General features: G+C 73.8%; 19 protein-coding genes. 14 read left to right on the top strand and 5 right to left on the bottom strand.

The annotated features are described in order from the left end of the window. The first annotated feature begins 44 nt into the window (after window positions 1-44). The 3 genes from LCN96_RS31965 (at window position 45) to LCN96_RS31955 (ending at window position 5,614) form a co-directional block, all read left to right on the top strand. Window positions 45-3,839: an nSTAND1 domain-containing NTPase gene (locus LCN96_RS31965; RefSeq protein WP_225266141.1), complete on the top strand. Its 3,795-nt coding sequence runs from the start codon at window positions 45-47 to the stop codon at window positions 3,837-3,839. Between the two features lie 73 nt (window positions 3,840-3,912). Beyond that, the gene (locus LCN96_RS31960; RefSeq protein ID WP_225266140.1) at window positions 3,913-4,803 is read left to right on the top strand and encodes an alpha/beta fold hydrolase; all 891 of its coding nucleotides are present in this window, start codon (window positions 3,913-3,915) and stop codon (window positions 4,801-4,803) included. A gap of 22 nt (window positions 4,804-4,825) precedes the next feature. Beyond that, complete coding sequence (locus LCN96_RS31955) at window positions 4,826-5,614, top strand: MerR family transcriptional regulator (protein WP_225266139.1); 789 nt, start codon at window positions 4,826-4,828, stop codon at window positions 5,612-5,614. 70 nt (window positions 5,615-5,684) lie between these two features. Here LCN96_RS31955 and LCN96_RS31950 read toward each other — a convergent pair whose 3' ends face one another. Next, window positions 5,685-6,056 carry a DUF6042 family protein gene (locus LCN96_RS31950; protein WP_225266138.1) on the bottom strand — a complete coding sequence of 124 codons (372 nt, stop codon included), beginning with the start codon at window positions 6,054-6,056 and terminating at the stop codon, window positions 5,685-5,687. 453 nt (window positions 6,057-6,509) lie between these two features. On the opposite strand from LCN96_RS31950, the gene LCN96_RS31945 reads away from it, so the two are divergent. Beyond that, window positions 6,510-7,226, top strand: a complete 717-nt coding sequence (locus tag LCN96_RS31945) for a hypothetical protein (protein ID WP_225266137.1) — start codon at window positions 6,510-6,512, stop codon at window positions 7,224-7,226. A gap of 154 nt (window positions 7,227-7,380) precedes the next feature. On the opposite strand, the gene LCN96_RS31940 is transcribed toward LCN96_RS31945, so the two are convergent. After that, on the bottom strand, window positions 7,381-9,924 hold the full coding sequence (locus LCN96_RS31940) for a ligand-binding sensor domain-containing protein (protein WP_225266136.1): 2,544 nt from the start codon (window positions 9,922-9,924) through the stop codon (window positions 7,381-7,383). 324 nt (window positions 9,925-10,248) lie between these two features. Between LCN96_RS31940 and LCN96_RS31935 the strand changes: the two genes are divergently transcribed. The 5 genes from LCN96_RS31935 (at window position 10,249) to LCN96_RS31915 (ending at window position 13,333) form a co-directional block, all read left to right on the top strand. Beyond that, window positions 10,249-11,100, top strand: a complete 852-nt coding sequence (locus tag LCN96_RS31935) for a universal stress protein (RefSeq protein WP_225266135.1) — start codon at window positions 10,249-10,251, stop codon at window positions 11,098-11,100. 16 nt (window positions 11,101-11,116) lie between these two features. Beyond that, on the top strand, window positions 11,117-11,737 hold the full coding sequence (locus tag LCN96_RS31930) for a hypothetical protein (RefSeq protein ID WP_225266134.1): 621 nt from the start codon (window positions 11,117-11,119) through the stop codon (window positions 11,735-11,737). Continuing rightward, window positions 11,734-11,982: an amino acid permease gene (locus LCN96_RS31925; RefSeq protein WP_225266133.1), complete on the top strand. Its 249-nt coding sequence runs from the start codon at window positions 11,734-11,736 to the stop codon at window positions 11,980-11,982. The genes LCN96_RS31930 and LCN96_RS31925 overlap by 4 nt, the downstream gene beginning before the upstream one ends. Further along, window positions 11,982-12,248: a universal stress protein gene (locus tag LCN96_RS56785; protein ID WP_263657345.1), complete on the top strand. Its 267-nt coding sequence runs from the start codon at window positions 11,982-11,984 to the stop codon at window positions 12,246-12,248. The genes LCN96_RS31925 and LCN96_RS56785 overlap by 1 nt, the downstream gene beginning before the upstream one ends. A gap of 191 nt (window positions 12,249-12,439) precedes the next feature. Then, window positions 12,440-13,333: a universal stress protein gene (locus LCN96_RS31915; RefSeq protein ID WP_225266132.1), complete on the top strand. Its 894-nt coding sequence runs from the start codon at window positions 12,440-12,442 to the stop codon at window positions 13,331-13,333. 219 nt (window positions 13,334-13,552) lie between these two features. Here the strand turns inward: LCN96_RS31915 and LCN96_RS31910 are convergent, their stop codons facing one another. Beyond that, complete coding sequence (locus LCN96_RS31910) at window positions 13,553-14,269, bottom strand: CBS domain-containing protein (RefSeq protein ID WP_225266131.1); 717 nt, start codon at window positions 14,267-14,269, stop codon at window positions 13,553-13,555. Between the two features lie 227 nt (window positions 14,270-14,496). Between LCN96_RS31910 and LCN96_RS31905 the strand changes: the two genes are divergently transcribed. The 4 genes from LCN96_RS31905 to LCN96_RS31890 all read left to right on the top strand — a co-directional run bounded on the left by LCN96_RS31905 (window position 14,497) and on the right by LCN96_RS31890 (window position 17,990). Further along, window positions 14,497-15,333 carry a universal stress protein gene (locus LCN96_RS31905; RefSeq protein WP_225266130.1) on the top strand — a complete coding sequence of 279 codons (837 nt, stop codon included), beginning with the start codon at window positions 14,497-14,499 and terminating at the stop codon, window positions 15,331-15,333. 145 nt (window positions 15,334-15,478) lie between these two features. Further along, entirely contained in the window at window positions 15,479-16,315 is an 837-nt protein-coding gene (locus tag LCN96_RS31900) for a universal stress protein (RefSeq protein ID WP_225266129.1), read from the top strand. Between the two features lie 118 nt (window positions 16,316-16,433). Continuing rightward, window positions 16,434-16,958, top strand: coding sequence for a DoxX family membrane protein (locus LCN96_RS31895; protein ID WP_225266128.1), 525 nt, complete (start codon window positions 16,434-16,436; stop codon window positions 16,956-16,958). A 192-nt stretch (window positions 16,959-17,150) separates the two neighbouring features. Further along, the gene (locus tag LCN96_RS31890; protein ID WP_225266127.1) at window positions 17,151-17,990 is read left to right on the top strand and encodes a universal stress protein; all 840 of its coding nucleotides are present in this window, start codon (window positions 17,151-17,153) and stop codon (window positions 17,988-17,990) included. Window positions 17,991-18,101: 111 nt separating this feature from the next. Here LCN96_RS31890 and LCN96_RS31885 read toward each other — a convergent pair whose 3' ends face one another. Further along, the gene (locus tag LCN96_RS31885; protein WP_225266126.1) at window positions 18,102-20,693 is read right to left on the bottom strand and encodes a bifunctional acetate--CoA ligase family protein/GNAT family N-acetyltransferase; all 2,592 of its coding nucleotides are present in this window, start codon (window positions 20,691-20,693) and stop codon (window positions 18,102-18,104) included. A 216-nt stretch (window positions 20,694-20,909) separates the two neighbouring features. Next, complete coding sequence (locus LCN96_RS31880; protein WP_225266125.1) at window positions 20,910-23,315, bottom strand: AfsR/SARP family transcriptional regulator; 2,406 nt, start codon at window positions 23,313-23,315, stop codon at window positions 20,910-20,912. A 418-nt stretch (window positions 23,316-23,733) separates the two neighbouring features. Between LCN96_RS31880 and LCN96_RS31875 the strand changes: the two genes are divergently transcribed. Then, complete coding sequence (locus tag LCN96_RS31875; RefSeq protein ID WP_225266124.1) at window positions 23,734-25,794, top strand: prolyl oligopeptidase family serine peptidase; 2,061 nt, start codon at window positions 23,734-23,736, stop codon at window positions 25,792-25,794. Window positions 25,795-25,820: the final 26 nt, after the last annotated feature.

Raw genomic sequence — 25,820 nt, 5'->3', positions numbered from 1 at the left:
TACGCGGTGTGTAACCAAAGCGCTGCTCACACCGACATGCAGATGTGCCCGAGCCCGCCGCACCCGATGAGCCGCAGCCGGACCGGATCAGGACCCGCCGCGGCTTCGCCGACGAGCTGACCCTGCTGCGCGAGCGCGCCGGGCTGACCGTCCGCCAGGTGGCGGCGAGGGTCGGTGTGCAGGGCGCGCACAGCACGATCGGCGACTGGTTCGCCGGGCGCGGGCTGCCGTCCACGACCTCCCGCGAGCTGCTGATCAAGGTGCTGCACGTGTGCGGGGAGGACGACCCCGCCCGGATCGAGGCGTGGCTCGCCGGCTGGCGGCGGGCCCGGCAGCGGCGTGGCTCGCCCCGGTCGGGGCCGTCGCCCTACCGCGGCCTGGCCGCCTACCAGGCCGACAGCGCCGGCTGGTTCTTCGGCCGGTCCAAGCCGACCAAGCTGCTGATCGCCATGGTGGAGCGGCTGGGCGAGGGCGGCGGCGGCCTCCTGCTGCTGGTCGGCCCCTCGGGGTCGGGGAAGTCCTCCCTGATCGGCGCCGGCCTGATCGCCACCCTGGAGCTGGGAACGGTCCACACCCCGGGAGCCAGGCCGATGGAGACGCTCAAGGGGCTGGAGGGGCCGCTGATCGTGCTCGACCAGTTCGAGGAGCTGTTCACCCTGTGCGAGGACGAGGCGGAGCGGCGCGCGTTCGTCACCGGTGTCCACGCCCTGGCGGACGACAACGTCGTCGTGCTCGGCCTGCGCTCGGACTTCTACACCCAGGCCCTGAACCACCCGGAGCTGGTGGCCGCCACCGAGAACCAGCTCACGCTCGGCCCGATGGACGAGGACGGACTGCGGGCGGCCATCGCGGAGCCGGCCGGCAAGGCCGGTCTCACCCTCGAACCCGGGCTGACCGACCTGATCCTGCGCGACCTCACGCTGCGCGACGGCGCCCCGGCCGCGGGCGCGCTGCCGCTGCTGTCCCACGCGCTGTACGCCACCTGGCGGCACGGCCACGGCCCTGCGATCACCATCGCCGACTACGAGGCGGCCGGCGGCATCGCCGGCGCGATCGCGCTCAGCGCGGACACCGCCTGCGCCGAGCTGACCGAGCCGCAACGCGCGCTGGCCCGGCGGCTGCTGCTGCAACTGGTGCACGTCGCCGACGACACCGCCGACGCCCGCCGCCGCGTGGCCAGGCAGCACCTGCCGGAGGGGGCCGAGGAGATCCTGGACCGCTTCATCGCCCAGCGCCTGCTCACCGCCGACCGCGAGACCGTCGAGATCAGCCACGAGGCGCTGCTCACCGCCTGGCCGCTGCTCGTCTCGTGGCTGAAGGAGGACCGGGCCGCGCTCCTGGCGGGCCGCAAACTGGCCGCGGACGCCGCCGCCTGGGACCGCGAGGGCCGCGACCCCGCCTCCCTCTACCAGGGCAACCGCCTGGCCGCGGCCCAGGACTGGAGGACGGTCACCACGCATCCGCCCGGCCCGCTCACCGCCGAGTTCCTCGACGCGTCGGCCGAACTGGCGCGGCGGCAGGCCCGGGCCGCCCGCGCCGGAGCGCGGCGCCTGCGGCGGCTGGTCGCCGGGCTGGGGGTGCTGCTGGTGCTGGCCTGCCTCAGCGGCGTCGCCGCGCTGAACGAGGCCGCGATCGCGAGCGAGCAGCGCGACATCGCCCTGTCCCGCCAGGTGGCCCACCAGGCATCCGCCGTCCGTGCCGCCGATCCGGCGCTGGCCGCCCGGCTCGCCCAGGCCGCGTACGCGCTGGCGCCCACCACGGAGGCGCGCGGCGGGCTGCTCAGCGCCTTCGGCGTGCCGTTCAACCTCAGGCTCAGCGGCCACACCGACTACGTGCACGACGTCGAGTACGCGCCCGGCGGAAAGATCCTGGCCAGTGCGAGCAAGGACGGGACCGTGCGGCTGTGGGACGTCGGCCTGCCGCACCGGCCGCGTCCGCTCGCCGTGCTGACGGGGCACATCGGCGAGGTCGGCGCGCTCGCCTTCACTCCCGACGGGCGCAGGCTCGCCAGCGGGGGCGATGACGGGACCGTCCGCGTATGGGACGTGGCCACCGCCCGGGGTCTGCTGACCATGCCGGCTGCGGGTGGCGCGGTCTACGCCCTGAAGTTCACCTCGGACGGGCGTGTTCTGGCCTCTGGTGGTGCCGCAGGCGAGATCGTCCTGAGGGACGTGGCCACGGGGCGGACGGTGAACAGGTTGCGCGGGCGGCAGGGCACGGTGCAGGACCTGGCTGTGCACGGTCACCTGGTGGCCGGCGCCGGCGACGAAGGCATGGTGCACCTGTGGGACCTGACCGGGAAACTCCCCGCCCCCGCCCCAGCCCCAGCCCCAGCCCCTGCCCCCGACGCCGACCCCGCCTCCAATCCCGACCCCGCCTCCAACCCGGCGTCGGCGGGGTCGCGTCCGCTTTCGGCGCGTGCCGACCTCCGCCCGAGCGCGACCCTGACCGGCCACACCGGCCGCGTCACGTCGGTCGCCTTCAGCCCCGACGGGAAACGCCTGGTCACGGCGGGCGACGACAGCACACCGCGGGTGTGGGACCTCACCCGCCCGAACCACCCCCGCCTCCGCTTCACACTCCCCGGCCACCGCTGGATCGTCTACGGCGCCACCTTCTCCCCGGACGGAACCACCATCGCCACCGCGGGCGACGACAACACCGCCCGCCTCTGGGACGCCTCCGACGGCCGTCCCCTCCAGACGCTCACCCCGCGCCCCGGCGCACCGATAGACACCGGAGCGATGTCCGACGTCGCCTTCAGCCCGGACGGCCACACCCTCGCGACCGCCTCCTACGACCACCTGCTCCGCCTGTGGGACCTGCCGGGCCCCGCCCTCACCGGCGGCGGGCGCACCCGGCCGGTCTGGGCCGCCCCCGACGGCCGTACGGTGATCACAGGCAACGGCGACCGCGCACTGCGCTGGGACGTCAGCGACCCGCACCGCCCGCTGAGCCGGACCCAGGTCCGCACCGAAGGGCTGGTCAAGCTGTCGCCGGACGGATCGCTCATGGTCACGGCCGGCCCCGGCGGAACGATCCGGCTGTGGAGCCTCACCGGCCCGGCCCCGACCCTGCTGGCGACCATGAGCGCCGGGGCGACCCCACCGGACAGCGCCGAGTTCAGCGCCGACCGCCGGGTGCTCGCCGTCACCGCCACCCGCGACTTCGTGATCCGCATCTGGGACCTCACCGACCCCGCCCGCCCGCGCGAGACCCGGCCGCTCACCGGTCACACCGGCTTCGTGAACTCCCTCGCCTTCGCCCCGTCCGGCCGCCTGCTCGCCTCCTTCGGCTACGACAGGACCGCCCGCCTGTGGGACCTCACCGACGTGGCCCGCCCCGCCACCACAGCGGTGCTGCGTGGCCACGCCAACGCCGTCTACCACGGCGCGTTCAGCCCCGACGGGCGGACGCTCGCCACCACCAGCCAGGACACCACCGTCCGGCTGTGGGACGTCACCCACCCCGCCAGCCCGTCGTCGTCGGCGGTCCTGCACGGCCACGGCACCTACGTGGACTCGGTGGCCTTCAGCGGCGACGGCCGCCTCCTCGCGACCGGCGGCGGCGAGCCCGCCGTGCACCTGTGGGACGTCACCGACCCCCGCGCCCCCACCCGCTGGGCGACTCTGACGGGCGGCGAGGGGCCCGTGATCGGCCTGCTGTTCGCCGGCCCCCTGCTGGTCAGCGGCGCAGCCGACCACCCGGCCCGGGTGTGGGGCGTCGATCCCGTACTGGCGCATCGGGCCGTCTGCGCCAGGGCCTACCCGGCCCTCGCGGCCGGGCAGTGGGCGAGTTACTTCCCCGGCGTCGCCGAGCAGCAGCCGTGCCGTCAGTGAGCCGCGGATGTACGGCCGTCATGGCGCCGCACCGCTTGACCCTGACGCAGCGTCAAGCTTCCACCATGGTGGCATGACCACGGAAACCAAGGCGGCCGAGGCCGCAGAGCCGTACGACCAGCACGGAGATCACGGAGGACGGGCGGAGAGCGGCGACAGGACCATACGGCACTTCACGATCCACCACGACGGCGTCACCCTCCCGGTCTCCCGCGGCGGCCGGGGACGACCGCTGGTCCTGTGCCCTGGCCTGAGCTCCACCCAGGCCGGCCTGCGCGAGCTGACCGAGCTGCTGAGGCGCGATCACGACGTGGTGACCTTCGACCTGCGCGGGCATGGCCTCGCCTCGGCCGCCGACCGGTACTCCTTCGGGGATTTCCGCGACGACCTCGGCGCGGTGATGGCGGAGGTGGGCGACCTCGGCCTGCCGGCGGCGCCCGTGCTGGTGGGCTACTCGCTGGGCGCCGACCTGGCCGTGCACTTCGCCTCGGAGCATCCTGACGCCGTCGCCGGGCTGGTCCTCATCGACGGGGCGAACCCGGTGCCCGAACCGTTCATCACGGAGGCGGACCTGCCGGCGTTCCGCGCCATGTGGGAGGACGTGGCGGCGCGGCAGGAGGCCGAGCGGGGCACCGCCCGTCAGGTGCTGCTCAGCGGCCAGGAGATTCTCGACCTCAACCTTGAGATCGACGTGATCCGGTCCGGGATCCTCGACCGGTACGGCAAGATCGACCGGCCCATCACCATGATCATGTCGGCCTCGATGGCCGGCGACAGCGGCGAAGGGCAGGCGGCGCGGTTCAACCGGAACTGGCGTGCCGGCGTCGAGCGGCTGGTCCGCGAGCACCCGCACCTCGCCACCCACTGGCTCGACGCCGATCATCAGCTGGTCCTCACCCATGCCCCGCAGATCGCCCGGATCATCCGCGACGCATGGGGCCCAGCCGGTCGGGCGACCTGGTGAGCACTTCCTGCAGACTGGTCTGATGCTGACCATCGGTGAGCTGGCGTCGTACGCCGGAGTGACAGTGCGTGCGGTGCGGCACTACCACGCCAAGGGGCTGCTGCCGGAGCCCGACCGGGATCACTCCGGCTACCGCAGGTACGACGCCGGCGCCGTGATCGAGCTGATCAGGGTCCGTACCCTCGCCGAGGCCGGGGTTCCGCTGTCGCGGGTGCGGGAGCTGCTGCGGGCGGGGGAGGAGGAGTTCGCGGCGGCGGTCGCGGACATCGACAGGCGGCTGCAGGCGGAGATCCGGGACAGGCAGCGGCACCGCAGGGCGATCGCCCGGCTCGCGGCCGGGGACAGCCTGGTCCTGCCCCGGGACGTGGTCGAGTATCTCGACCGGCTGCGGGCCCTCGGTGTCGACGAGCGGATCGTCCAGGCCGAGCGTGACGGCTGGATCCCGCTGGCCGCGCACTCGCCCGAGCGCGTCCCGGAGTGGATGGCGCGCAAACGGGAGCAGCTCGACGATCCGCGGCTGGCCGACTTCTACCTCGTCCTGAGCCAGGCTCTCGACCGGGCCGACGACGACCCGCGGCTGGTCGAGCTGGCCGACGAGCTGTCCGCCTACCTCACGCGGATGGCGGACGAGCGGGGCGAGGGCTATGTCGACGACACCGAGATCGCGCTGCCGCTCGTCAGGCTGATGGACACGCTGGCGTTCGACACCGTGCCGCCGGCGCGCCGGCTGATCGAGCTGATGAAGCAGCGCGGCTGGACGGGATGGACCAAGCTCGAACGTGTGGCTCCCACGCCGGGTGCGGCTTCCTGACGGACAGGGCGCCGGAAGGTCCAGCCGGCCTCTGTCCCAAGCGGCGAGACGGTGGACCGACAGGGCGTTCTCAGTGGATGTGTCCTCGGGAACCGCTCCTGGGAGTGTGGCGCTCGCGGTCGTCCTGCCGCCGGATCATGTCGGCCTGGTGGGCGGGCAGGTCCAGCACCTCCCCGGCCTGCGGCGGGTCCGGGGCCCAGCGGTAGCGGGGCACGCCGCCCGCCGTCTCGGTGATCAGCAGGCCCGCGGCCACGAGGAGCGGGAGCAGGTCCGGACGGGTGGCAGGGGCGGGCACACCGAGCTGGGCGGCGAAGCGCGACAGGTCGTCCTCGATGGGGGAGTTCCAGCCGCCGGAGCCGCTGGACCACGGCTGGTAGGCGGCGGCGATCCGCTCCTCGGTGGCTGCACCGGTCGCCGCCGCGAGCTGCACGGCGTACAGCACCTCCCGGCCCGGCAGCCCGAGGCAACTCCGCCACCCGGTGCTCGCCGGTCGTACGGCGGGCCGGCTGCGGGCCGGCCAGCGGGGCGGCGTGCTCGCCGAGCAGGGGCAGCTCCGTTTCCGCCCACGGTTCCTCGTCCCAGGTGTCCCGGACGACGATCGTGCCGTACTCCGGCCAGTGATCCTCCACAGCGATGATCTCCATGCCATGACCGTAACCGTGTGGGCCGTTCTCGCGGATCGGGCGGGGGAGAGCGTGGGTGCGCGCGGTCAGCCGTCAGCCGCGGTCGCTCAGTAGGACGCCGCCCTCGGCGTGCCTTGGTGACCGCCCACGCTGCCCGGCGCCCGCCGGGTGCGAGCCCCGGGCCGGTCATCAGCGCGCTGTGCTCGACAGGAGGCTCAAGCATGGTTGATCTACTCTTGGTCCCTCCCGCCTTGCGAGCGAACCGAGGAGACATGAGTTACGCGGCACTGATCCGACCCGTGATCGACCGGGTGTACGTGAGTCTCCGGATCACCGGGCGAGACCGCATCCAAGCGGTCTACGACGAGTACGCGATCCGGCCGGGCTTCGAGAGCAGCTTCTACTTCGGACTGCTGGCCCGTCCGATGTCCGCCGAAGGCTTCGCGGCGGCGACCGCGTACTCCGGCTCGGACATGACCGACGAGCTGGCGCAGGGTGTGGCGGAGGTCGATCGGGACGGTACGTGGCGGCTGACCGCGCTCGGCCGGGAGGTGGCGCTGGCGGTGCAGCGCGCGTGCGGCGATTGGGCCGAGGAGTGCTGGGGCCGGAAGCTGATCGAGACGATGCCGGGCCTCACCGTGGTGTCACGGCTCGCCGAGCTGGTCGGCCGCCTCCTGGAAGCAGGCCAGGCCACCGGTGGCCCGGCGTTCCGGGCGATGGCCCCGGTGTACGAGCCGTCCGGCGCCACTCCGGCGCTACGCCTGACCAGCCGTCTCGGGGCCCTGCGCCACCACCGGGCCGACGCGCACCGGGCCGCCTGGTCCGCCGCCGGGCTCACGCTTGCCCAGCTGAGGGCCCTGCCCGTGGACAGCCCGCAGCGACGGGAGATCGAGGACGAGACCAACCGCCTGGATGAGCCCGTCTACCAGAAGCTGTCACAGCTGGAGCGCGACGAGCTGCTCGCCGGCCTGGGGGCTCTGCCCGGCTGATCTCCGCACACGGTGGTCGTCCGATCAGGTCGGGTTGACAGGGCTTCGCTGCTGTGCGGTCCGTGCGGTCCGTGCGTCCGTGCAATCCATGGGGGACCACAGCGGACAAGCTGGGACTGCCGGCGGTGGAGCCCGATGGGTTGCACCGCGTCGCTCAGGGCCGCGGGACCGCGAGCCGGTACAGCCGTTCATTGACCTTGTAGTAGAGGTTGCCGAAGCTGTCGGCCGTCAGCCCCTCCATCCCGGCCACCGTCAGCAGCACGGTCACGGTCTTCGTCGACCTGTCGAGGCGGAAGATCTGGTCGCCGAGGGTGCCGTAGACGTGGTCCGGATCCTGGGCCACGGTCAGCAGCACCCCGTCACGCCAGGCCAGGCTCGGCTTGGCGGCGTAGTCAGGGTCGGCGAACAGGCGTTTCACCCCGATCGTCCCGGGCTGAGCGGGGTCGAGGGTGAACAACGAGCCACCCGCCAGGCCCCACAGCTCGCCGTCCACCTCCGCTAGGGCCGTGACGGCCTTGGGCGTCGTCAGCGGAAGGGGGTGCAGGCGCACGGCGCCGGTGGCGGGGTCGAAGGAGAAGAGCGTGGCCGAGGCCCCCGACGCGTAGACGGGGTCCACGCCCAGCGCGCCGCGCGTGGACGTGCCGCCGAACAGCTTGCCTCCCGCGTAGGCCAGCGAGACGACGGATTGGTCGGGTACGACGCAGAGGGTTCGCCCGGCGGTGCCCTGTTTCCAGATGGTGAGGGCGCCGCTGCGCTTGCCGTACTTCGGCACCGTTCCCATGTAGACGGTGCCGTCCGGGCCGCCGGCGAGCGCGTACGGCCGGTCCTGCGGCGGTGGCCCGTTGCCCGGCTCGCAGTCGTCGGCCTTGTCGCCCGCCGCGCCGCCGGTGTACAGGAGGGCGGGCGGCCAGGAGCCTGCCGGGTCGTAGCCGTAGAGCTTGGCCGACGGGTAGACGCCGAGGTAGAGCCGGCCGTCGTGGGACAGCACGCTGTCGGTCTGGCTGAGCCCGGTCAGCGTCGGCGTGTCGGGCCTGCTGTCGTCGCCGTCGCTCCGCAGCGGTTCGTGGACGCCGGTGCCGCCGGTCAGGTAGCCGCCGGTGTAGACGCGGCCGTCGGGGCCCGCGCCGAGCGCGTTGATCGCGGCCGGCAGCACGGGGGCGCCGGAGACGAGCCTGCTGCTGGAGACGCCGCTCGCCGGGTCGTAGGTGAAGATCCTGGTGCCGTCCTCGGCCGCGCCGAGCCCGACGAGGGTGCCGCCGGACCAGGTGTACCCGGTCACGTCGAGCCCCGGCCGGACGGAGGTCGCCTGCACGGACCCGGTGCCCACGTCGTAGGAGTGCAACAGCCCCTCCTTGACGAACCACACCTTGCCGTCGCGGGCCGGCGAGTGGTGCAGGTCCACGTCGGTGACAGCGGCGTCGGTGACGGCGGTGTAGGAGCCGCCGGCCTCGCGGACGACGCGCAGGACGAGCAGCGTGCGGTCGATCCAGGCGAACAACTTGCCCCCGGTCCAGGTCAGCCCGCCCACCATGGAGTTGTGCGCGTAGGCCGCCGGAAGCAGGTCGTCCACCTGCCCGGTGACGTTGTCGAACCTGATCAGCCCGGCGTCCGTGCCGGTGCCGAGGTAGGTGGCGCCGGCGTCCGGGTCGTGGGCGAGGCTGCGCACGTACTGCGCGCCGGCCACGACGGGCACGGCGCCGATCGTGGTGAAGGCGCCGCCGTCGTACTTGAAGTAGCGGCCGTCGTTGTACGTGCCGCCGTACACCTTCCCGCCCGCTCCCGGCTCCAGGTCCCAGATGAAGGAGTAGCCGCCCTCCGCGCGCCCGAGGTCGGTGACCGCGGACTGGCCGGGGACGTACCGGTACAGCTTGGCGTTCGGGTACGTGCCGAGATACACGCTGCCGTCGGTGGCCGTGGCCGCGGCCCAGCCGCCGACGGTGGGCGTGGCCGCGCTGTCCGGGATGGCGATCTTCCTGGTGGTCTTCGCCGTGGCCAGGTCGATCACCGCGAGCTGCGGGTTGACGTCGGCGGTGCCGGTGTAGAGGGCGTAGGCGCTGCCGCCCGCGAACGTGGTGGCGTTGGGCGCGCTGCTCTCGATCTGCACGCCCAGGTCGGTGAGGTCCTTGGTGATCAGCACCTCGTCCCAGTAGGCGGTGCCCACGTCGGCCACGCCCGAGTAGACGAGGGCCGAGACGGTGGCGGTGCCGGCGGGGGCGACGCCCGAGGTCGTCACCCGGTTCCACCGCCGGCCCGTCGCCGAGGCGTACGCGCCGCCGGTGAGGAGGCGGCCGGAGGCGTCCCGGAAGCGCAGATACAGGTGCGCGGTGCCGCTCTCGGCCCAGACCTGCGCGTTCAGGGTGTAGCGCGTGCCGGCCGTGGCGGGCAGGCCGGGCATGCTCTCCCTGCCGTAGGCGGCGGCCGGGTCGGGGTCGGTGACGCGCGCGGTGGTGCGCCCGTCCCAGGTCGCCGGGTCGACGCCGCCAGGGGTGTGCGAGCCGCTCCAGCCGACGAGCCCGTCGTCGAAGCCGTCGTTCAGTATCCGCAGGTCCGCCGCGGACGCCGGCGCTCCGGGCAGGACCGTGAGCAGGGCCGTGAGCAGGGTCGTGAGCAGGGCCGTGAGCAGGACCGTGAGCAGGGTCGTGAGCAGTGCTGACAGGGGCGCCGTCGCGGTCGTTCCGCGCAGCGGGGCGCGTCTCACGCGTCCCCGCCTTCCACCTGGGGGCGCTGCCGCTTCGCCGCCGATGAGGGACCGTTCGCAGAGGTGTGCACGACACCGCCTCCTTGATGGCGCTCGCAATAACGGTCCTGACCGTAACCTTGCGAGCGTGGCCCGTCAATGCGATGACAGTGCGAATCTCAGACGACGATGATCCGGCGAATGTCGCCCCAGTTCGGGGATGTCTGTCCTCGCTCCAGCCGCGCAGGATCGGGCCGAAGGTCATGCGGTACGGGGACCTTCGATGGTGGTGCCGGTCTCGCTCCGGAGGCGTGCTGCGAGAGAGGGCGGAGGAGGGCGAGGACGATGATCATCGTGGGGGTCGACGGGTCACGGGCCGGGCTGGAGGCGGTCGGCTGGGCCGCTCGGGAGGCGGCGATCCGGCAGACGGAGCTGAGCGTGGTGCACGCCCTGCCGCGATGGGTCTGCGAACGTGACGACGGCCGGTACGCCGAGGTGGCCGCCTGGATGCGCCGGGGCGGTCGGGAGCTGCTCGACGCGGGCGAGGAACGGGCCCGCCGTGAGGGCCGGGACGTCAAGGTGACGGTCGCGCTGCTGCCCGGCGATCCGCGTACCGCGCTGGTCAGGGCGTCGCAGGACGCCGAGCTGCTGGTTGTCGGCAGTCATGGGATCGGCGGGGTGCGCGGGCTGCTCGTCGGCTCGGTGGCGCACGGCGTCGTCGGCCGCGCCGCCTGCGACACGGTCGTGGTGGGTGCGCTGCCGTCGCCGCCACGCGGCGAGATCGTGGTGGGGGTGGACGGCTCGTACCGCTCCCGGCTCGTGCTGGCGGCGGCCTTCGCCGAGGCCGGGCGGCGGGGCGCCACGCTGCGCGCCGTCCACGCCTGGGCCTGGCCCCGCCCGGACGGATTCGAGCCGGCCGATCCCGGCAGGGAGGACGGGGCGCTGATCCTGTTGAAGGAGGCGCTCGCCGGGCATGGCGAGCCGTATCCCGAGGTGCCCGTGGTGGCCGAGGTCGTGCACGGTCACCCCGCCGAGGTGCTGCGGCAGGCCGCCACCGGCGCCGACCTGCTCATGGTGGGATCGCACGGGCACGGCGCGTTCGCCGGGATGGGGCTCGGGTCGATCAGCCAGGAGCTGCTGCACCGCACGCCCTGCCCGCTGTGGGTGGTTCCCGCCGCCGCGGCGGGCCGGAGCTGAAGATGAAGGTGACGCCATGTCCATCATGGTCGAGCAGACGCACGCCGCCATGGTCGTCCTGTCCGGCGAGCGTGCGTACAAGCTGAAGAAGCCGGTACACCTCGGCTTCCTGAACTGCACCACGGTGCGCGCCCGGCTGGCCGCCTGCCGCCGTGAGGTGGAGCTGAACCGCAGGCTGGCCCCCGACGTGTACGAGGGGGTGGCCGACGTGCTGGGCCCCGACGGCCAGGCGTGCGAGCATCCAGTCGTCATGCGGCGCATGCCCGAGGAGCGGCGCCTGGCCACGATGGTGCGCGCCGGCGTGCCCGTGGACGAGCACCTGCGGGCGATCGCCCGGGCCGTCGCCCGGCTGCACGCGGCGAGCCCGCACGGCCCCGGGATCGACCGCGAGGGCGGCGTGAAGGCGCTGCGCAGCCGGTGGACCGACAGCTTCGACCAGGTACGCGGCCTGCCCTCGCCGCCGATCGAGCGCCCCGTGCTGGACGGGCTCGAACGCCTGGCCCTGCGTTTCCTCGACGGTCGCGGCCCCCTGTTCGAGGCCAGGAGTGCGGCGGGCCGGATCGTGGGCGGGCATGGCGACCTGCTGGCCGATGTGCTGGTGGTGACCGAAACGAGAGGGGGATCATCATGTCCGTGACGGCACTGCCACGCCGCCGCATGCTCGGCCCGTGGACGGCGACCGCGCTGGTCGTCGGCAACGTGATCGGCGCAGGGGTGTTCCTGCTGCCCGCGTCGCTCGCGGCGTGCGGCAGCGCCAGCACCGTGGCCTGGGTGCTCACCGCCACCGGCGCGCTGCTGCTCGCCCTGGTCTTCGCCCGGCTGGGCCGCGCCTACCCCGGGACCGGCGGCCCGTACGCCGACGCCCGGAAGGGAGACCGGTGATGGACCAGCGGATCGTGGTCGGGATCGACGGATCGCGAGCAGCGGACGCGGCGCTCGATCGGGCGGCCGACGACGCCGCCCGACGCGGGCGCGCACTGCGCATCGTGCACGTACGCGAGCCCTGGGCCGGGGAGCACCCGTTCACCGCGGCCTCGGCGCCCCGCCCGGAACCTGCCCCTGACGGAACAGGCTCTGGCGGAACGGCTCGCGCCATGGCGGCGGGCGTACCCCGGGCCTCCACGCCTGACGGACGGACGGAATCGTGATCATGCACAGGTGCAGGCGGTCGGCCGTGCCGCCGATGCTGGAGTACTACGAGAGCGTGCGGCGGGCGTCGACCTCAGGTGCGCAGGCCCGATGGCGGGATGAGTGCAAAGACCTGGCCATGGCAGGTATGCCTGATCCGGGGTTTGCCGGGGAGAGCCGCGGGTGAAGCCTCGGGGAGGAGGGGATTGCCATGAGCGGTGTCGTCATCGTGGGCGTCGACGGCTCGGCTCCTGCCACCGCCGCGGTCGAGTGGGCGGCCGGCGACGCGTTGCGGAAGGACGCCGAGCTCCGGATCGTGCACGCGCTGGACCGGTATCCGTACGCCATCGCCGGAGTCGCCGTGGCCGGCCCTGAGGATGTCCTGTCGCGTGCGGCGGAGCAGGTGCTGGAGGCAGCCGAGGCGGTCGCGCGTTCCCGGCAGCCCACGGTGCGGGTGGCGAGCGAGGTCGTCGAGGGGGCGCCCGCGGTCGTTCTCCAGGAGCAGGCGCGGCAGGCGGACGAGCTCGTCATCGGCGACCGGGGGCTGGGCGGCTTCACCAGAGCGCTGCTCGGATCGGTCACCATGAAGGTGGCAGGGCAGGCGCCCTGCCCGGTGGTCGTGGTGCGGGACGGCCCCCGCGAGCGCATCGGCGAGATCGCGGTCGGCATCGACGACTCCGACAGCTGCGAACCGGCGCTCGCCTACGCCTTCGAGCAGGCCGGCCTGCGAGGCGCCACCTTGCGTCTCATCCATGCCTGGCAGGTGCCGGTGCACGCCTTCGCGCCCGAGATCTTCTTCGACGCGGACGAGATCCACACCACCTTGCACGAGATGCTCCGCCGCCGGATCGCACCATGGGAGGCCAGGCATCCCGGGGTGAAGCTGGTGGAGGACGTCCAGAACGCGCACCCGGTGGACGCCCTCACCGGCACCGCGTGCGATCTGGTGGTCGTCGGCTCCCACGGCCGGGGCGCGCTCGGCTCGCTGCTGCTCGGGTCGGTCAGCAGAGGGGTCCTGCACCACGCGCGGGGCCCCGTCGCGGTGGTCCGCGGCGACGCGCGGCGGCACGCGGATGAGCAGGGCGCCGGCGTCACCGTCGCCTGACAGAGGTGGACGTTCAGAGCACGACGTGCTCGCCCGGCCGGGGAACGACCGGGAGCCGGCTGGGCCGGCGCCGACCCGGTCCCCGCGACGCGACGGCGGCGCCGGGGCCTCCGTTTCCTCACGTGTCCCAGCTCGTGTCGTCGTGCTTCCAGCTCAGCTCGTCGATGTCGCCGGGAGCTGGAGTCGGAGGTCGTGCGGTGCTGCCGGAACCGGGCACGTTCACGGGCGGTCCCACGCGACGGGAACCTCCAGGAGATCGTTCTCGCGCCAGGTGAAGGTCTGCTGGACGTCCACGACCCCCTCCATCCGGAGCGCGGATCGCAGGGCGGCGTCGGCGTCGCTGCGCTTGCGCGTATGCCCGGACAGCGTGACGATGCCGTTGCGGACCTCCACCAGGATGCCGTCGCGGTCGTTCCACCGGGCCTCCGGCGAGATGCCCTCGACGACGCGCCGCCTGGTCTCGTCGTCGTCGCGCAGGTACATCCGCAGCAGGTCACGCCTGCTGACGATGCCTCGCAGGCGGCCCTCGGCGTCCACCACGACCAGCCGCTTGACACCGCACTCGTCCATGATGCGGGCGGCCCTGGAGATCGACGCGGACGCGGGGACGGTGACCGCGGGCGCGGTCATCAGGTCCGCCGCGGTGTGGCCGCCGGCCTTCTCTTCGCCGTTGCCGGCCTGGCCCGCCATGCGCCGGCGCAGCCGGGCGCGCAGCGGTGGCCGGTAGCTCTCGCCGCAGTACAGCTCCCGGAACTCCTCCTTGCACATGAGGTCACCCTCGGACACCACACCGAGGACCCGCTGCTCGCCGTCCACCACGGGCACGGCGCTGATGCCGTGCTCCACCAGGGTTTCGGCCACGTCCTTGAACGGGGTGCCCGCCTCGACGGAGGCCACGCGGGTGGTCATGACGTCCTTCACCGTGGTCCGCATCATGGACCCTCCTTTCGATCCGTTCCCATCGCACCGCCTCGGGGCGGCGCCGTCGTAGGGACGGAAGCCCTTCACCCGGTGCCCTTCGGAAGTGCCGAACGTCGGGGCCGGCGCCGCCAGCGCCTGGACGCGATGAGGACCAAAGTCCCTTCAGCACAGGAGGGAGGCCTCTGAGCGGCGGGTTCTGCCTGCGGGAGCGTGAAAGCGGACCCCGACGGACGGAGGCGGCGATGGACAGGGACGAGCTCGGCGTGGTGGTGGGCTACGACGGTTCCGCGCAGGCAGGGCAGGCCCTGCGATGGGGCGCCGCCGAAGCCGCAGGCAGAGAGGTGCCGCTGACGGTGTGCCACGCCTGGGATTGGCCCCACCACGAGTGGCCCGGTGAGCTGGTGCCGCTCGAACTCGTGCGCCGCCCCGCCCAGCGGCTGGTCAAGGCCGCGGCCGCCTGGGCCGGACGGCACCATCCCGGCGTGCCGGTCAACACACTGACCGACCGCGGCTCACCGTCCGGGCTCCTGACCGACCTGTCCGCCGACGCCGAGCTGATCGTGGTGGGCAGCCGCGGTTACGGTGAGCTCCGGGGGCTGACGGTGGGCTCCGTGAGCGGCCACGTCGCCGGCCGCGCCCGCTGCCCGGTGATCGTCATGGGCGGCGACCCGGAGGAGCGCGGCGCTCGCGAGGTGCTGGTCGGCTTCGACGGCTCCCCGGCGTCGAGGGCCGCGCTGGGCTTCGCCGCCACGCAGGCGCACCGGCTGGGCTGCCCGGTCCACGCCGTGATCGCGCACCGCGAGCGAGACAGGGAAGCGGACACGCTGGAGCTGCGCATCCAGACCGAGGGGCTCGCGTGGGACGAGCTGATCGCCCGGCAGCGCGTTCATCCGGGCCTCCAGGCGAGTGTCGAGCTCGTGGACGAGCCCGCGCGCCACGCGCTGCTCGAAGCGGCGCGCAAGGCCCGCCTGCTGGTGGTCGGGGCGCGGGGCCTGGGCGAGGTTCGCGGGCTGCTCCTCGGCTCCGTCAGCCAGGCCATGGTGCACCACGCGCCCTGTCCCGTCGCCGTGGTGCACTGACCCGACGCGCTTCTGGGCGACCCCGCCGCCGGGGAAGCGGCCGGTGCGGGACCAACGGCCCTCTCCTTCGGGACTTCGTCCCCGGGCGCGGATCTCTCCGCACGGCGACCTTGGAGGTGACGGATCCGAGCGAAGGGAGCGGCAGATGGCCGGACACATCGTCGTGGGAGTGGACGGGTCGGCAGCGGCGAAGGCCGCGGTGACATGGGCGGCGGCGGACGCCGAGCGCAGGCACCTGGGCCTGCGCATCGTGCACGTACGCGAGCAGCGGCCGGGGCAGCACGTGCGGGGATGCTGCACGAGCACGCTGACCTCCGCCGCCCACCTGGCCGGCGAAACGGCGGGCGGCATCCAGGTGACCACGGAGCTGCTGGCGGGCACCGTGGTCGATCGGCTGCTGGCCGAGTCGGAGACCGCCGACAGCGTGGTCCTGGGCAGCCGGAACCTCGGCGAGCTCGCCGGGATGCTGGCCGGCTCCGTGAGCCTGGCCGTGGCCGGGCACGCCACGGGACCGGTCGTGATCGTGCGAGGCCCTGACGGTATCCGGCACGGCCGAGTGGTCGTCGGTTACGACGACTCCGAGCACGCGGAGGGCGCCATGCAGTACGCCGTCGAGCACGCCCGGGCCCACGGTGCGCGCCTGCACGTGCTGCATGCCTGGCAGACGCCGGTCTTCTCGCCGTACCCGATCGCCTGGAACAGCGTCATGACGGAGGTCTACCAGGAGGAGTCCCAGGCGGTGGCGGAAAGCGTGACGCGGTGGTGCGAGAAGAACCCGGACGTGGACATCACCCACGAGACGTTGTCCGGGCACCCGGTGGGCGTGCTGGCCAGGGCCGGCGCCACAGCCGACCTCGTGGTCGTGGGCTCGCGCGGGCGAGGCGGCTTCGCCTCGGCGGTCCTGGGCTCGGTCGGCCACGGCGTCCTGCATCACGTGACATGCCCGGTCGCGGTGGTACGGCCCCGCAAGCACGAATCCTGAACGGCAGGGGACGAAGGTCCCTGCGCCGGGGGCCCTCCGGCACTGCTGCGCGAGCCGCGCAAGCGGTGTGCTGGTGATGACACAGAAACGGCGAATCACCCCTCGAAAGGGGGCCATCATGGCCGCCACCATCAGCAGGCCCGTCATGGAGACGAGTGCCGCCCAAGCTCGCCGTCCGGTCGACTACGTCTGGGCGGCCGCCCGGATCTCGATCGGCTGGATCTTCCTGTGGGCGTTTCTGGACAAGACCTTCGGCTGGGGCTTCGCCACCCCCGCCGACCGCGCCTGGCTGAACGGCGGCAGCCCGACGACCGGCTTCCTCAAGGGCACCGGCGAGAACGCGCTCGGCGGCTTCTTCTCGGGCCTGGCCGGGCAGGCGTGGGTGGACTGGCTGTTCATGGCCGGCCTGCTCGGCGTCGGCGTCGCCCTGATCCTCGGCCTCGGCACCCGGATCGCCGCCGGCGCCGGCACCGCGATGCTGCTCCTGATGTGGGCCGCCGAGCTGCCCCTGGCCAACAACCCGGTCATCGACGACCACATCGTCTACTCGATCGTCCTCATCGGCCTGGCCCTGGCCGGCGCGGGACGTACCCTCGGGCTCGGCAACCTGCCCATCGTCCAGCGCAACGCCTGGCTGAAGTAGCGTGAACGGCCCCGCGCCCACCTCCGGCACACCGGAGGTGGGCGCCGGCATGTGCGGGGATCGGCCCGGTGTCCGGCCCGCTGAGCCGTTCCGGCCTCGTCCCGCTGTCCTTCGGCTCCCGGCTTCCGGGACTTCCGGCCCTGCACGTCGCCTGGCGACTCCGGTCAGATGGTGGTGACGAAGGAGGACATCATGATCGTTGTGGGGGTCGACGGCTCCGTGCAGGCGCGTGCCGCCATGGCGTGGGCCGCCAACGACGCCTTCCGCATGCACCAGCCCCTGAAGCTCGTGTACGCGGTGGACCGGCAGCCGTACCAGATCGCGAGATTCCCGGACGCCGATCGGCCTGACCGGCTGCGCCGTACCGGTCAGAAGGCGCTGAACGAGGCGGTGGCGCTGGTGCACGAGCGCCAGCCCAGTGTCGAGGTGACGACCGCGCTGGAGGAGGGGCCGCCCGCACGGATCCTGCGCGAGCAGGGCAGGACGGCCGTCGAGGTGGTGATCGGCAGCAGAGGGCTCGGCGCGGTCACCGGCGCACTCCTGGGCTCGGTCGGCGACCACGTCGCCGGTCAGGCCGAGGCACCCGTCGTGGTGGTCCACGGCGGACAGCGGCCCGCCCACGGGCAGATCGTGGTGGGCGTGGACGACTCGCCCGGCTGCGCGCCGGCGCTGGCCTACGCCTTCCAGCAGGCCGCCCTGCGCAGCAGCACGCTGCGGGCCGTGCACGCCTGGCGGCGGCCCGTCCAGGCGTTCGGCACCGAGCTGCCGCACGAGGCGGGCGAGGATCGCGTCGCCCGCGAGGACATGGTGACGGCGTGCCTGCAGCCGTTCAAGCGGCACTACCCGGACGTTCTCGTGGTCGAGGATGTCCGGTTCGCCGATGCGGTGGAGGCGCTCACGCGGGCGTCGCAGGAGGCGGAGCTGTTGGTCGTGGGCTCGCATGGGCGTGGGAGCGTGAGCTCGGCGCTGCTGGGCTCGGTCAGCAGGGGCGTCCGGCACCACACGCCGTGTCCTGTCGCCGTGGTGCGCTGAGCCGCCGGCGCCGCGAAGCCGTGCCCGCCCCGGGCAGCCGCGGAAGGCAGCGCCCACCTCCGGTAGCCGGGGGTGGGCGCTGTGTGCTGCCCCGAACGGCACAGTCGCTGGTCAGCGCAGCCGCCGCAGCAGCGGCGACGGCTGCGGCTCGCAGAACGCGAGCCTGATCCGGGCATCGACCGTGATCGCACCGTCTGCGGTGACGATGACCGGGTTGAGGTCCAGCTCGGCCACCTGGGGCAGGTCGTCCAGCAGGCGGCCGACGCGGGTGACCTGGTCCGCCAGGGCGTCGGCGGCCACCGGCGGCGAGCCCCGGTAGCCGTGCAGGAGCGGGGAGCAGCGCAGCTCCTCGATCATGCCGGTCGCGTCGGTCACCGGGGGGACGCGGAAGGCGCGGTCGGCCAGCAGGTCGGCCATCACCCCGCCCATGCCCACCATGGCCAGCGGACCGAACGCCGGGTAGTTGACGCCCCCGACGATCATCTCGACCCCGCCCGGCAGCATGGGCTGGACGATCGCGCCGGTCATCTCGGCGCCGATGCGGGCCGACATCTCCGCGTAGGCCTGCCGTGCCTGCTCCTCGGTACGCAGGTCGAGCCGGACGCCGCCGACGTCGCTCTTGTGCACCGGCCCCACGGCCTTGAGCACGACCGGCAGGCCGGCCCGCCGGGCCGCCTCGGCCGCGGAGTCCGGGCTGTTCACCTCCAGCGACTCGATCAACCGCACGCCGTAGCAGCTCAGCAACCGGGCGGTGGCCGCGGGGGAGAGCCAGCAGCCTTCCGGCCGCTGCGCCAGCTCCGCTTCGATGATCTGGCGTGCTGTTCCGGCATCCGCTTGTACGGGCACTTCGGTGGACTCGGCGAGGGCACGGCGCCATTCCGCGTAGCGTACGACGCCGGCCAGGGCGGCGACGGCCTGCTCGGGGAAGGCGTAGGCGGGGATCCGGCCGTCGATCAGGCCGTCATGTCCGATGAGGCAGGCCAGCACGGTCTTGCCCGCCGCCTTGGTCGCCCCGGCGATGGCCTGGCGGGTCTGCTCCAGGCCGGAGCCGAACGGCGGCGTGTAGACGATCAGGACCACGTCTATCCCGGGAGAGCTGACGACCGCTCGCACGGCGGAGCCGATCTCGTCCGCGGTGGCGTCGGCGGTCAGGTCGACCGGGTTGCCGAGCGCGGCGGCGGCCCGCGCGTCCAGCAGTCCGGGCGGCAGCTCGGGGACGACGAGGCCGTGACGTTCGCAGGCGTCGGCGGCCATCGCCTGGGGGCCGCCCGAGTTGCCGACGATGGCGACCCGGCGCCCCTCGGGCAGCGGCTGGCCGGCCAGCAGCTTGGCGGTGTCGATCAGCTCGTTGACGCTGTCGAGCCTGATCACCCCCGCCGCGCGGGTCAGCGCGTCCACCGCGACGTCGGGGGTGGCCGCCGCCGCGGTGTGCGAGCGCACCGCCCGCCCGCCCGCGCCGCTGCGGCCGCTCTTGACCAGCAGCACCGGTTTGCTCCTCCCGACCCGGCGGGCGATGCGGGCGAACTTGCGGGGGTTGCCGAACGACTCCAGATACAGCGCGATCACGTCCGTGCCGGGGTCGTCCTCCCAGTATTCGAGCAGGTCGTTGCCGCTCACGTCGGCCTTGTTGCCGACGGACACGAACGACGACACCTCCAGCCGCTCCAGCAGCGCCGCGCCGACCGCGCCCGACTGCGACATCAGCGCCACCCGTCCCCGCACCGGGTGGTGCGGCAGGAAGCTGGCGTTCAGCCGCGCTGCCGTGTTGACCACGCCCAGGCAGTTCGGGCCGACCAGCCGCATCCCCGCCGAGCGGCAGATCCGCAGCAACTCACCCTCCGCGTCGCGCTCCCCTGTTTCGGCGAACCCCGACGTCAGCACCACGAGCCCGGCCACCCCGGCCCGCGCGCAGTCCCTGGCCACCTCCAGCACGTGCCGGGCGGGCACGGCCACCACGGCCAGATCCACGCCGCCGGGCACTTCGGCGTGGCAGACGAGCCCGGCCACCTCGGCGGCGTTCGGGTTGACGGGATGGATCGGCCCGGGGAAGCCGCCGTCGAGCAGGTTGCGCAACACCTTGTGGCCCACCGCGCGCTCGTCCCTGCTCGCGCCGATCACCGCCACCGAGCGCGGGGTGAGCAGCCGGGCCAGCGACGCCCGCGTCGCCTCGTGGTCGCGCGCCTCGATGCCCTCGCGCAGCCGGGCCGTGGGGCGGGCGGTGATGTCGAGGTGCATCATGCCGCCCTCGAAGCGCGGCGCCACGTCCAGGCCGAGGTCGCGCAGCACCCGGATCATCGGCCGGTTCTCGGCCAGCACGTCGGCGACCAGCGTGCGCACCCCGTGCTCGGCCGCGTCCAGCGCGACGTGTTCGAGCAGCAGCGTGCCCAGCCCGTGGCCGTGGACGGCGTCGTCGATGAGGATGGCCAGGTCGGCCTTGCCGTCGTCCATGGGGATGTACTCCGCGACCGCCACCAGCCGGCCGCGCAGACCCGCCACCAATGCGTGGCCGCGGTAGGCGCCGGAGGTGACGCGGTCCATGTAGGAGTGGGCGGTGTTCCGGCCGCCGGTGAAGAAGCGCAGGTAGGCCGAGCGTTCCGACGAGCGCTCCACCAGCTCGTGCAGGGCCGCACGGTCGTCCGGGTGCAGCCGGCGGACGTGGGCGATGCCGCCGTCGCGCAGCAGGACGTCGTAACCCTCGGACATGGTGCGCCTCCCGTTCCCCAAGACACGTGCTCAGTTTCGAGGCTGCCGGGAGCCGGGCGCGGCAGGCAGAGCCGGACGACCTCGGGATCAAGGGCGAAGGACCCTGCCAGGGGTGCCGGTCCGAACCATGCCGCTGACACGCCCGCCGTGGTGTCGCGAGGCAGCCGACCCGTGCGGTGGCGCGGCGCCGCCAGTGTGCCCGCCGGGTTCACCTGGTCACCTGGAGGCGGGGGCGACCTGCACGCGCCAGCCCCCGCGGTGATCCAGGAAGACCGCCAGGAACCAGGTCAGTTGCCTGGCGTGCAGCGGGAAGCCCTCCTCCGCCGCCCGCCTGGCCGCCGCGAGCAGCACCAGGTGCTCGGCGGTGAACCACGTCCTCGCCTCCTGCCTGCCTGCCGGCGTCTCCGGCGTCACCAGCGGCAGGGCGGGGCGCAGGCCGGCGTCGGCGCTCCGGCCGGGGCGCAGGATCCGGCCTGCCAGGTGGGCGCTGTGCAGGTAGTGGTCGAGCAGGCGGTGCAGGGTCGTCCGCCGCTCCTCGCGGGTGTCCTGCGCGTGGCTCAGCTCGCACGCGTACGCGCGGAGCAGCCCGTGGAAGGCGAACCTGCCGGGTACGCGCTCGCACAGCATGTTCGTCCTGGACAGCTCGGCCACCAGCGGGCGGGCCTCCTGCGGCGGCAGACCGGCCAGGCTGGCGGCGGCGGCCGGGGCGAAGTCCGGGCCGGGATGCAGCCCGAGCAGCCGGAACAGGCGGGCGGCCGGCGGGCTGAGCCGGCGGTAGGACCAGGAGAAGACCGCCCGCACGTTCGTGGCCTGCTCGCCGCCGTCGAACGGGTCCAGGCGGGCGCGGGCGCCGCGCAGCTCCGCCGCCAGGGCGGTGAACGGCAGGCGCGGGCTGGTGACGGCGCGGGCGACGGCGATGGACAGGGCGAGGGGCAGACGCCCGCAGTACGCGACGATCTCGTCCACGGCCGCTGCCTCACCCGTGGGCCTGTTCCCGGCCCCGTTGCTGGCGCCGTCTGTCGCTGGGGCGGGGTCTGTGGTGTGTCCGCGGGGAGCTCCGGAGCGGCGGGTGAGCAGCAGGCGGGCGTCCTGCTTGGGGAGCAGGTCCACCACGAACGCGTGCGCTCCCTCCACCGCGACCAGGCCGGTGAGCTGATCCCTGCTGGTCACCACGACGAGGCAGCCGGGTGCGCCGGGGAGCAGGGGGCGGACCTGCTCGGCGTCCCTGGCGTTGTCGAGCACGATCAGCATCCGGCGGCCCGCGAGGAGGCTGCGGAAGAGTGCGGCCCGCGCGTGCACCCCTGCGGGGAGCTGGTCCGGTTTGATCGCGAACGCGTCCAGGAAGGCCTGGATCGCGTCCGTGGGCTCCATCGGTGTTCCTGACGGGTCGAATCCGCGCAGGTCGACGTACAGCTGGCCGTCGGGGAAGTGGGATTGGACCTGGTGGGCCCAGTGGATCGCCAGGGTGGTCTTGCCCACGCCCGCCATGCCGGTGAGCACCACGGGGCCGCCGGGGTTGCGGTCGTCGGCCAGCAGTGCGTCGAGCCGCTCCAGCTCCGCCTTCCGGCCGACGAACTGCGGTACCCCGCGCGGGAGCTGCGCGGGGGTGGGCCGGCGGTGAGGTGCCCGCGAGCCCGCCCGCCGCCCGTGCGCCGCCGTGCCGTGCGCCGCCGTGCCGTGCGCCGCCGTGCCGTGCGCCGCCGTGCCGTGCGCCGCCGTGCCGTGCGGCGGCGGCCCCTGCTCAGGCGAGTCGTCCGGCGCCGGGCCAGGGCGCGCCGGGGAACCGGCGGCAGGCAGGCCGGACAGCGACGGCGAGGCGTCCGCGGCCGAGGAAGGGGGCATGAGACCGGGATCGGCGGCGAGGATGCGCTGGTGGAGATTCTGCAGCAGGGCAGTCGGCTCCACACCCAGCTCCTCCATCAGCCGCCGCCGCGCATCCCGGAAGGCGGCGAGGGCCTCAGCCTGCCGCCCCGACCGGTACAGGGCCAGCATGAGCAGACCGTGCAGCCGCTCGCGCAGCGGATGGTTGGCCACCAGCCAGCGCAGCTCGGCCACCAGATCGGCCTGGTCACCCAGGGCCATGTCCACCTCCATGCACTCCTCGATCGCCCCGATCCGCCGCTCGGCGAGCTGATCGCGCATCATGTCCAGGAACGGGCTGCCCAGCCCGTCGCAGACCGGCCCCCGCCACAGCCGCAGGGCCGCGTGGAACGCGTGCGAGGCCCCCCTCAGGTCACCGGCGGCGTGCGCCTCCCTGGCACGCCGCACCTCGCGCTCGAACACCTCCAGGTCGAGTCCTCCCGACGGCACGCGCAGCACGTACCCTGCCTCCGTCCAGGTCAGCGCGCCGGATGGCCGGCGTCCGCGACGGCCGGGCTCCAGCCCCGCCCGCAGGCTGGACATGTGCTTCTGCAGCAGGTTCACGGCGTACGCGGGAACGCGCCTGCCCCACAGCTCGTCGATGAGCCTGTCCCGGCTGACCGGGCGGTTGGCGTGCAGCAGCAGGACGGCCAGCAGCGTGCGCCGCCGCCCCGAACCCAGAGCCAGGCTGGTACGCGCACGCCACGCGCGCAGCGGCCCCAGCACCTCGAACCGAACGTCGTCTCCCTGACTTTCGGACATCCCGCCTCCCCAGAAGTAACACGAGTGTCGCTGTCCGCGAGATGTGGCCGGACCACCCCGGTCTTGATCCGCCGGGGACGCCCCCTCATTCGTCGTCCGGCCCGAAGGGGATGACGACCACGGGTTCGAGTTCATGACAAATCCGGAAATTTCTGGGCGAGGGGCCGGACCAGCGGTTTCACCGCACCCTTCCAGGGCTCCTTCCAGCGCCCTGTCCAGCGTCCCTTCCAGGGTCCCTGCCAGCGCCCGCACCAGGACGAAAGCCAGCGGGACGTCCAGCCGCACGTCCAGCACCCCGTCCAGCACCCCGTCCAGCCCCGAGGACGAAGCTTCGGTGACAGCAGCGGAACGCAACACCCAGCCACCACGGCAACGGAGGGAGCCGGCAGTGTCCGAGGTCGCGAGGTCGTCGGGAATCATGGACACGAGCTCCGCCCCGGCGGCACGGCGGGACGACGTACGGGAGCTGATCGCCGGACACGAGGTGGCCGACCCGTACCGCTGGCTGGAGGACCCCGACTCGCCCGCGACCCGCGACTGGCTGGCCGCGCAGGCCGACCTGTTCGCCAGGGCCAGGGACGGCTGGCGGGCCGGCGGCTGGTTCCGCGAGCTGCGGCACCTGACCTCGTTCGAGCGGCTGTCGGTGCCGCAGTGGCGCGGCGGGCGGGCGTTCTACACCTGCCTGCGGCCCGGCGCGGAGCACCACGCGCTCATGGTCCGCGACCACCGGGGCGACCGCGCCCTGTTCGAGCCGGACACCGCGGACCCGCGCCGGCGCACGGTGCTGGGCTACTGGTCCGCCTCCGCCGACGGCCGGCTGATGGCCTACCAGACGGCGGTGGGCGGATCCGAGCGGTTCACGCTGCGCGTGCTCGACGTGGACACGGGGACGCACGTGGACGAGCCCATCACCGGCTGCCGCTACTCGGCGGTCGCCTGGGTGCCCGGCCAGGACGCCTTCTACTACACGCGGCACGACGAACGCTCGGGCCCGCGCGTCCACCTGCACCGGGTGGGGCGGAGCGCCAGGTCCGACACGGTGGTCCTGGACGCGGGCGGCGACCGTACCGCGGAGCTGGACGCGCTGGTGGGGCAGGACGGGCGGCTGCTGGTCGTCCAGGTGGCCGCCGGCCTGTCGGCGGCCAACGAGGTGTGGGTGGCCGACCTGCGCGAGAGCCCGCTCGACCGGCCCGCCCTGCGCAGGCTGCCGCTGCCCGGGGACGGGTGGACCTCCGCCTGGCCGGCGCCCGGCGGCCGTCTGTACCTGCTGACCGACGCCGGCGCGCCGCGCGGCCGGCTGCTCGTGGCAGGCCCGCCCGAGGACGGCGGCATGCGGCCGCGCACGCTGATCCCCGAAGATCCCGAGGCGGTGCTGGACGGGTTCGCGGTGCTGGACGGCCTGCTGCTGGCGCACTGGACGATCTCCGGCCGCGGCGCCGTGACCCGGCACGACCTCGCCACCGGAGGGCCGCTGGGCCAGGTCGAGCTGCCAGGCCCCGGCCTCGTCACGGAGCTGGCCCCCGGCGGCCAGGGCGACGAGGCCTGGTACGAGTACTCCGACCGCGTCACCCCCGAGACCGTCTACCGCTACCAGGCCGGCACCGGCACCAGCACGCCCTGGCGCCGCCGCCCCGCCCCGACCACGCCGCCGGTGCGGGCGTCCCAGACGATCTGCCACGCCCCCGACGGCACCCCCGTACGGATCCTCCTGCTCGCCCCGTCCTGGCACCGCGCAGGGCCGCTGCCCACGATCCTGGAGGGGTACGGCGCCTTCGGGGAGCCGCGCATCGCCGACTACTACGCCGCGGCCCTGGCCTGGGCCGGGCGGGGCGGTCTGTTCGCGGTGGCCTGCGTGCGCGGCGGCGGCGAGGGCGGCGAGGCCTGGCACCACGCCGGCCGCCGCGAGCACAAGCAGCGCGGCATCGACGACTTCATCGCCGCGGCCGAGCACCTGGTGACGGCCGGGCACACCACCCGCGGCAGCCTGGGCGCCTTCGGCACCAGCGCTGGCGGCCTGCTCACGGGCGCCGCGCTGACGCAGCGCCCGGAGCTGTTCGCCGCCGTCGCCTGCACCTCGCCGCTGCTCGACATGGCCCGGTACGAGCTGACCGGGCTCGGCGAGCACTGGCGCGAGGAGTTCGGCAGCCGAGAGAGCCCCGAGGAGCTCGGCTGGCTGCTCGGCTACTCGCCCTACCACCGGGTCGTGCCCGGTACCCCGTACCCGGCCGTCCTGCTGTCGGCCTTCGGAGAGGACACCCGCGTCGATCCCCTGCACGCGCGCAAGATGACCGCCGCGCTGCAGTTCGCGACCACCTCGCCCCGCCCGGTGCTGCTGCGCCACGAGGCGGGCGCGGGGCACGGCGAGCGGGGACGCACCGGCCGGCTGTCCTACTTCGCTGACGTGCTCGCGTTCTTCGCCCACGAGCTGGGTCTCGCGAGCATCACCCCGACGGAACCGAAAGGAGGTGAACTTCCATGATCAAGAAGTCGACCAAGCGGTACAGC

It is taken from the genome of Nonomuraea gerenzanensis (assembly GCF_020215645.1).
Classification (GTDB): Bacteria; Actinomycetota; Actinomycetes; order Streptosporangiales; family Streptosporangiaceae; genus Nonomuraea; species Nonomuraea gerenzanensis.
The sequence above is the reverse complement of the archived record's forward strand: the minus strand, read 5'-3'. Positions and strand labels throughout refer to the sequence as shown.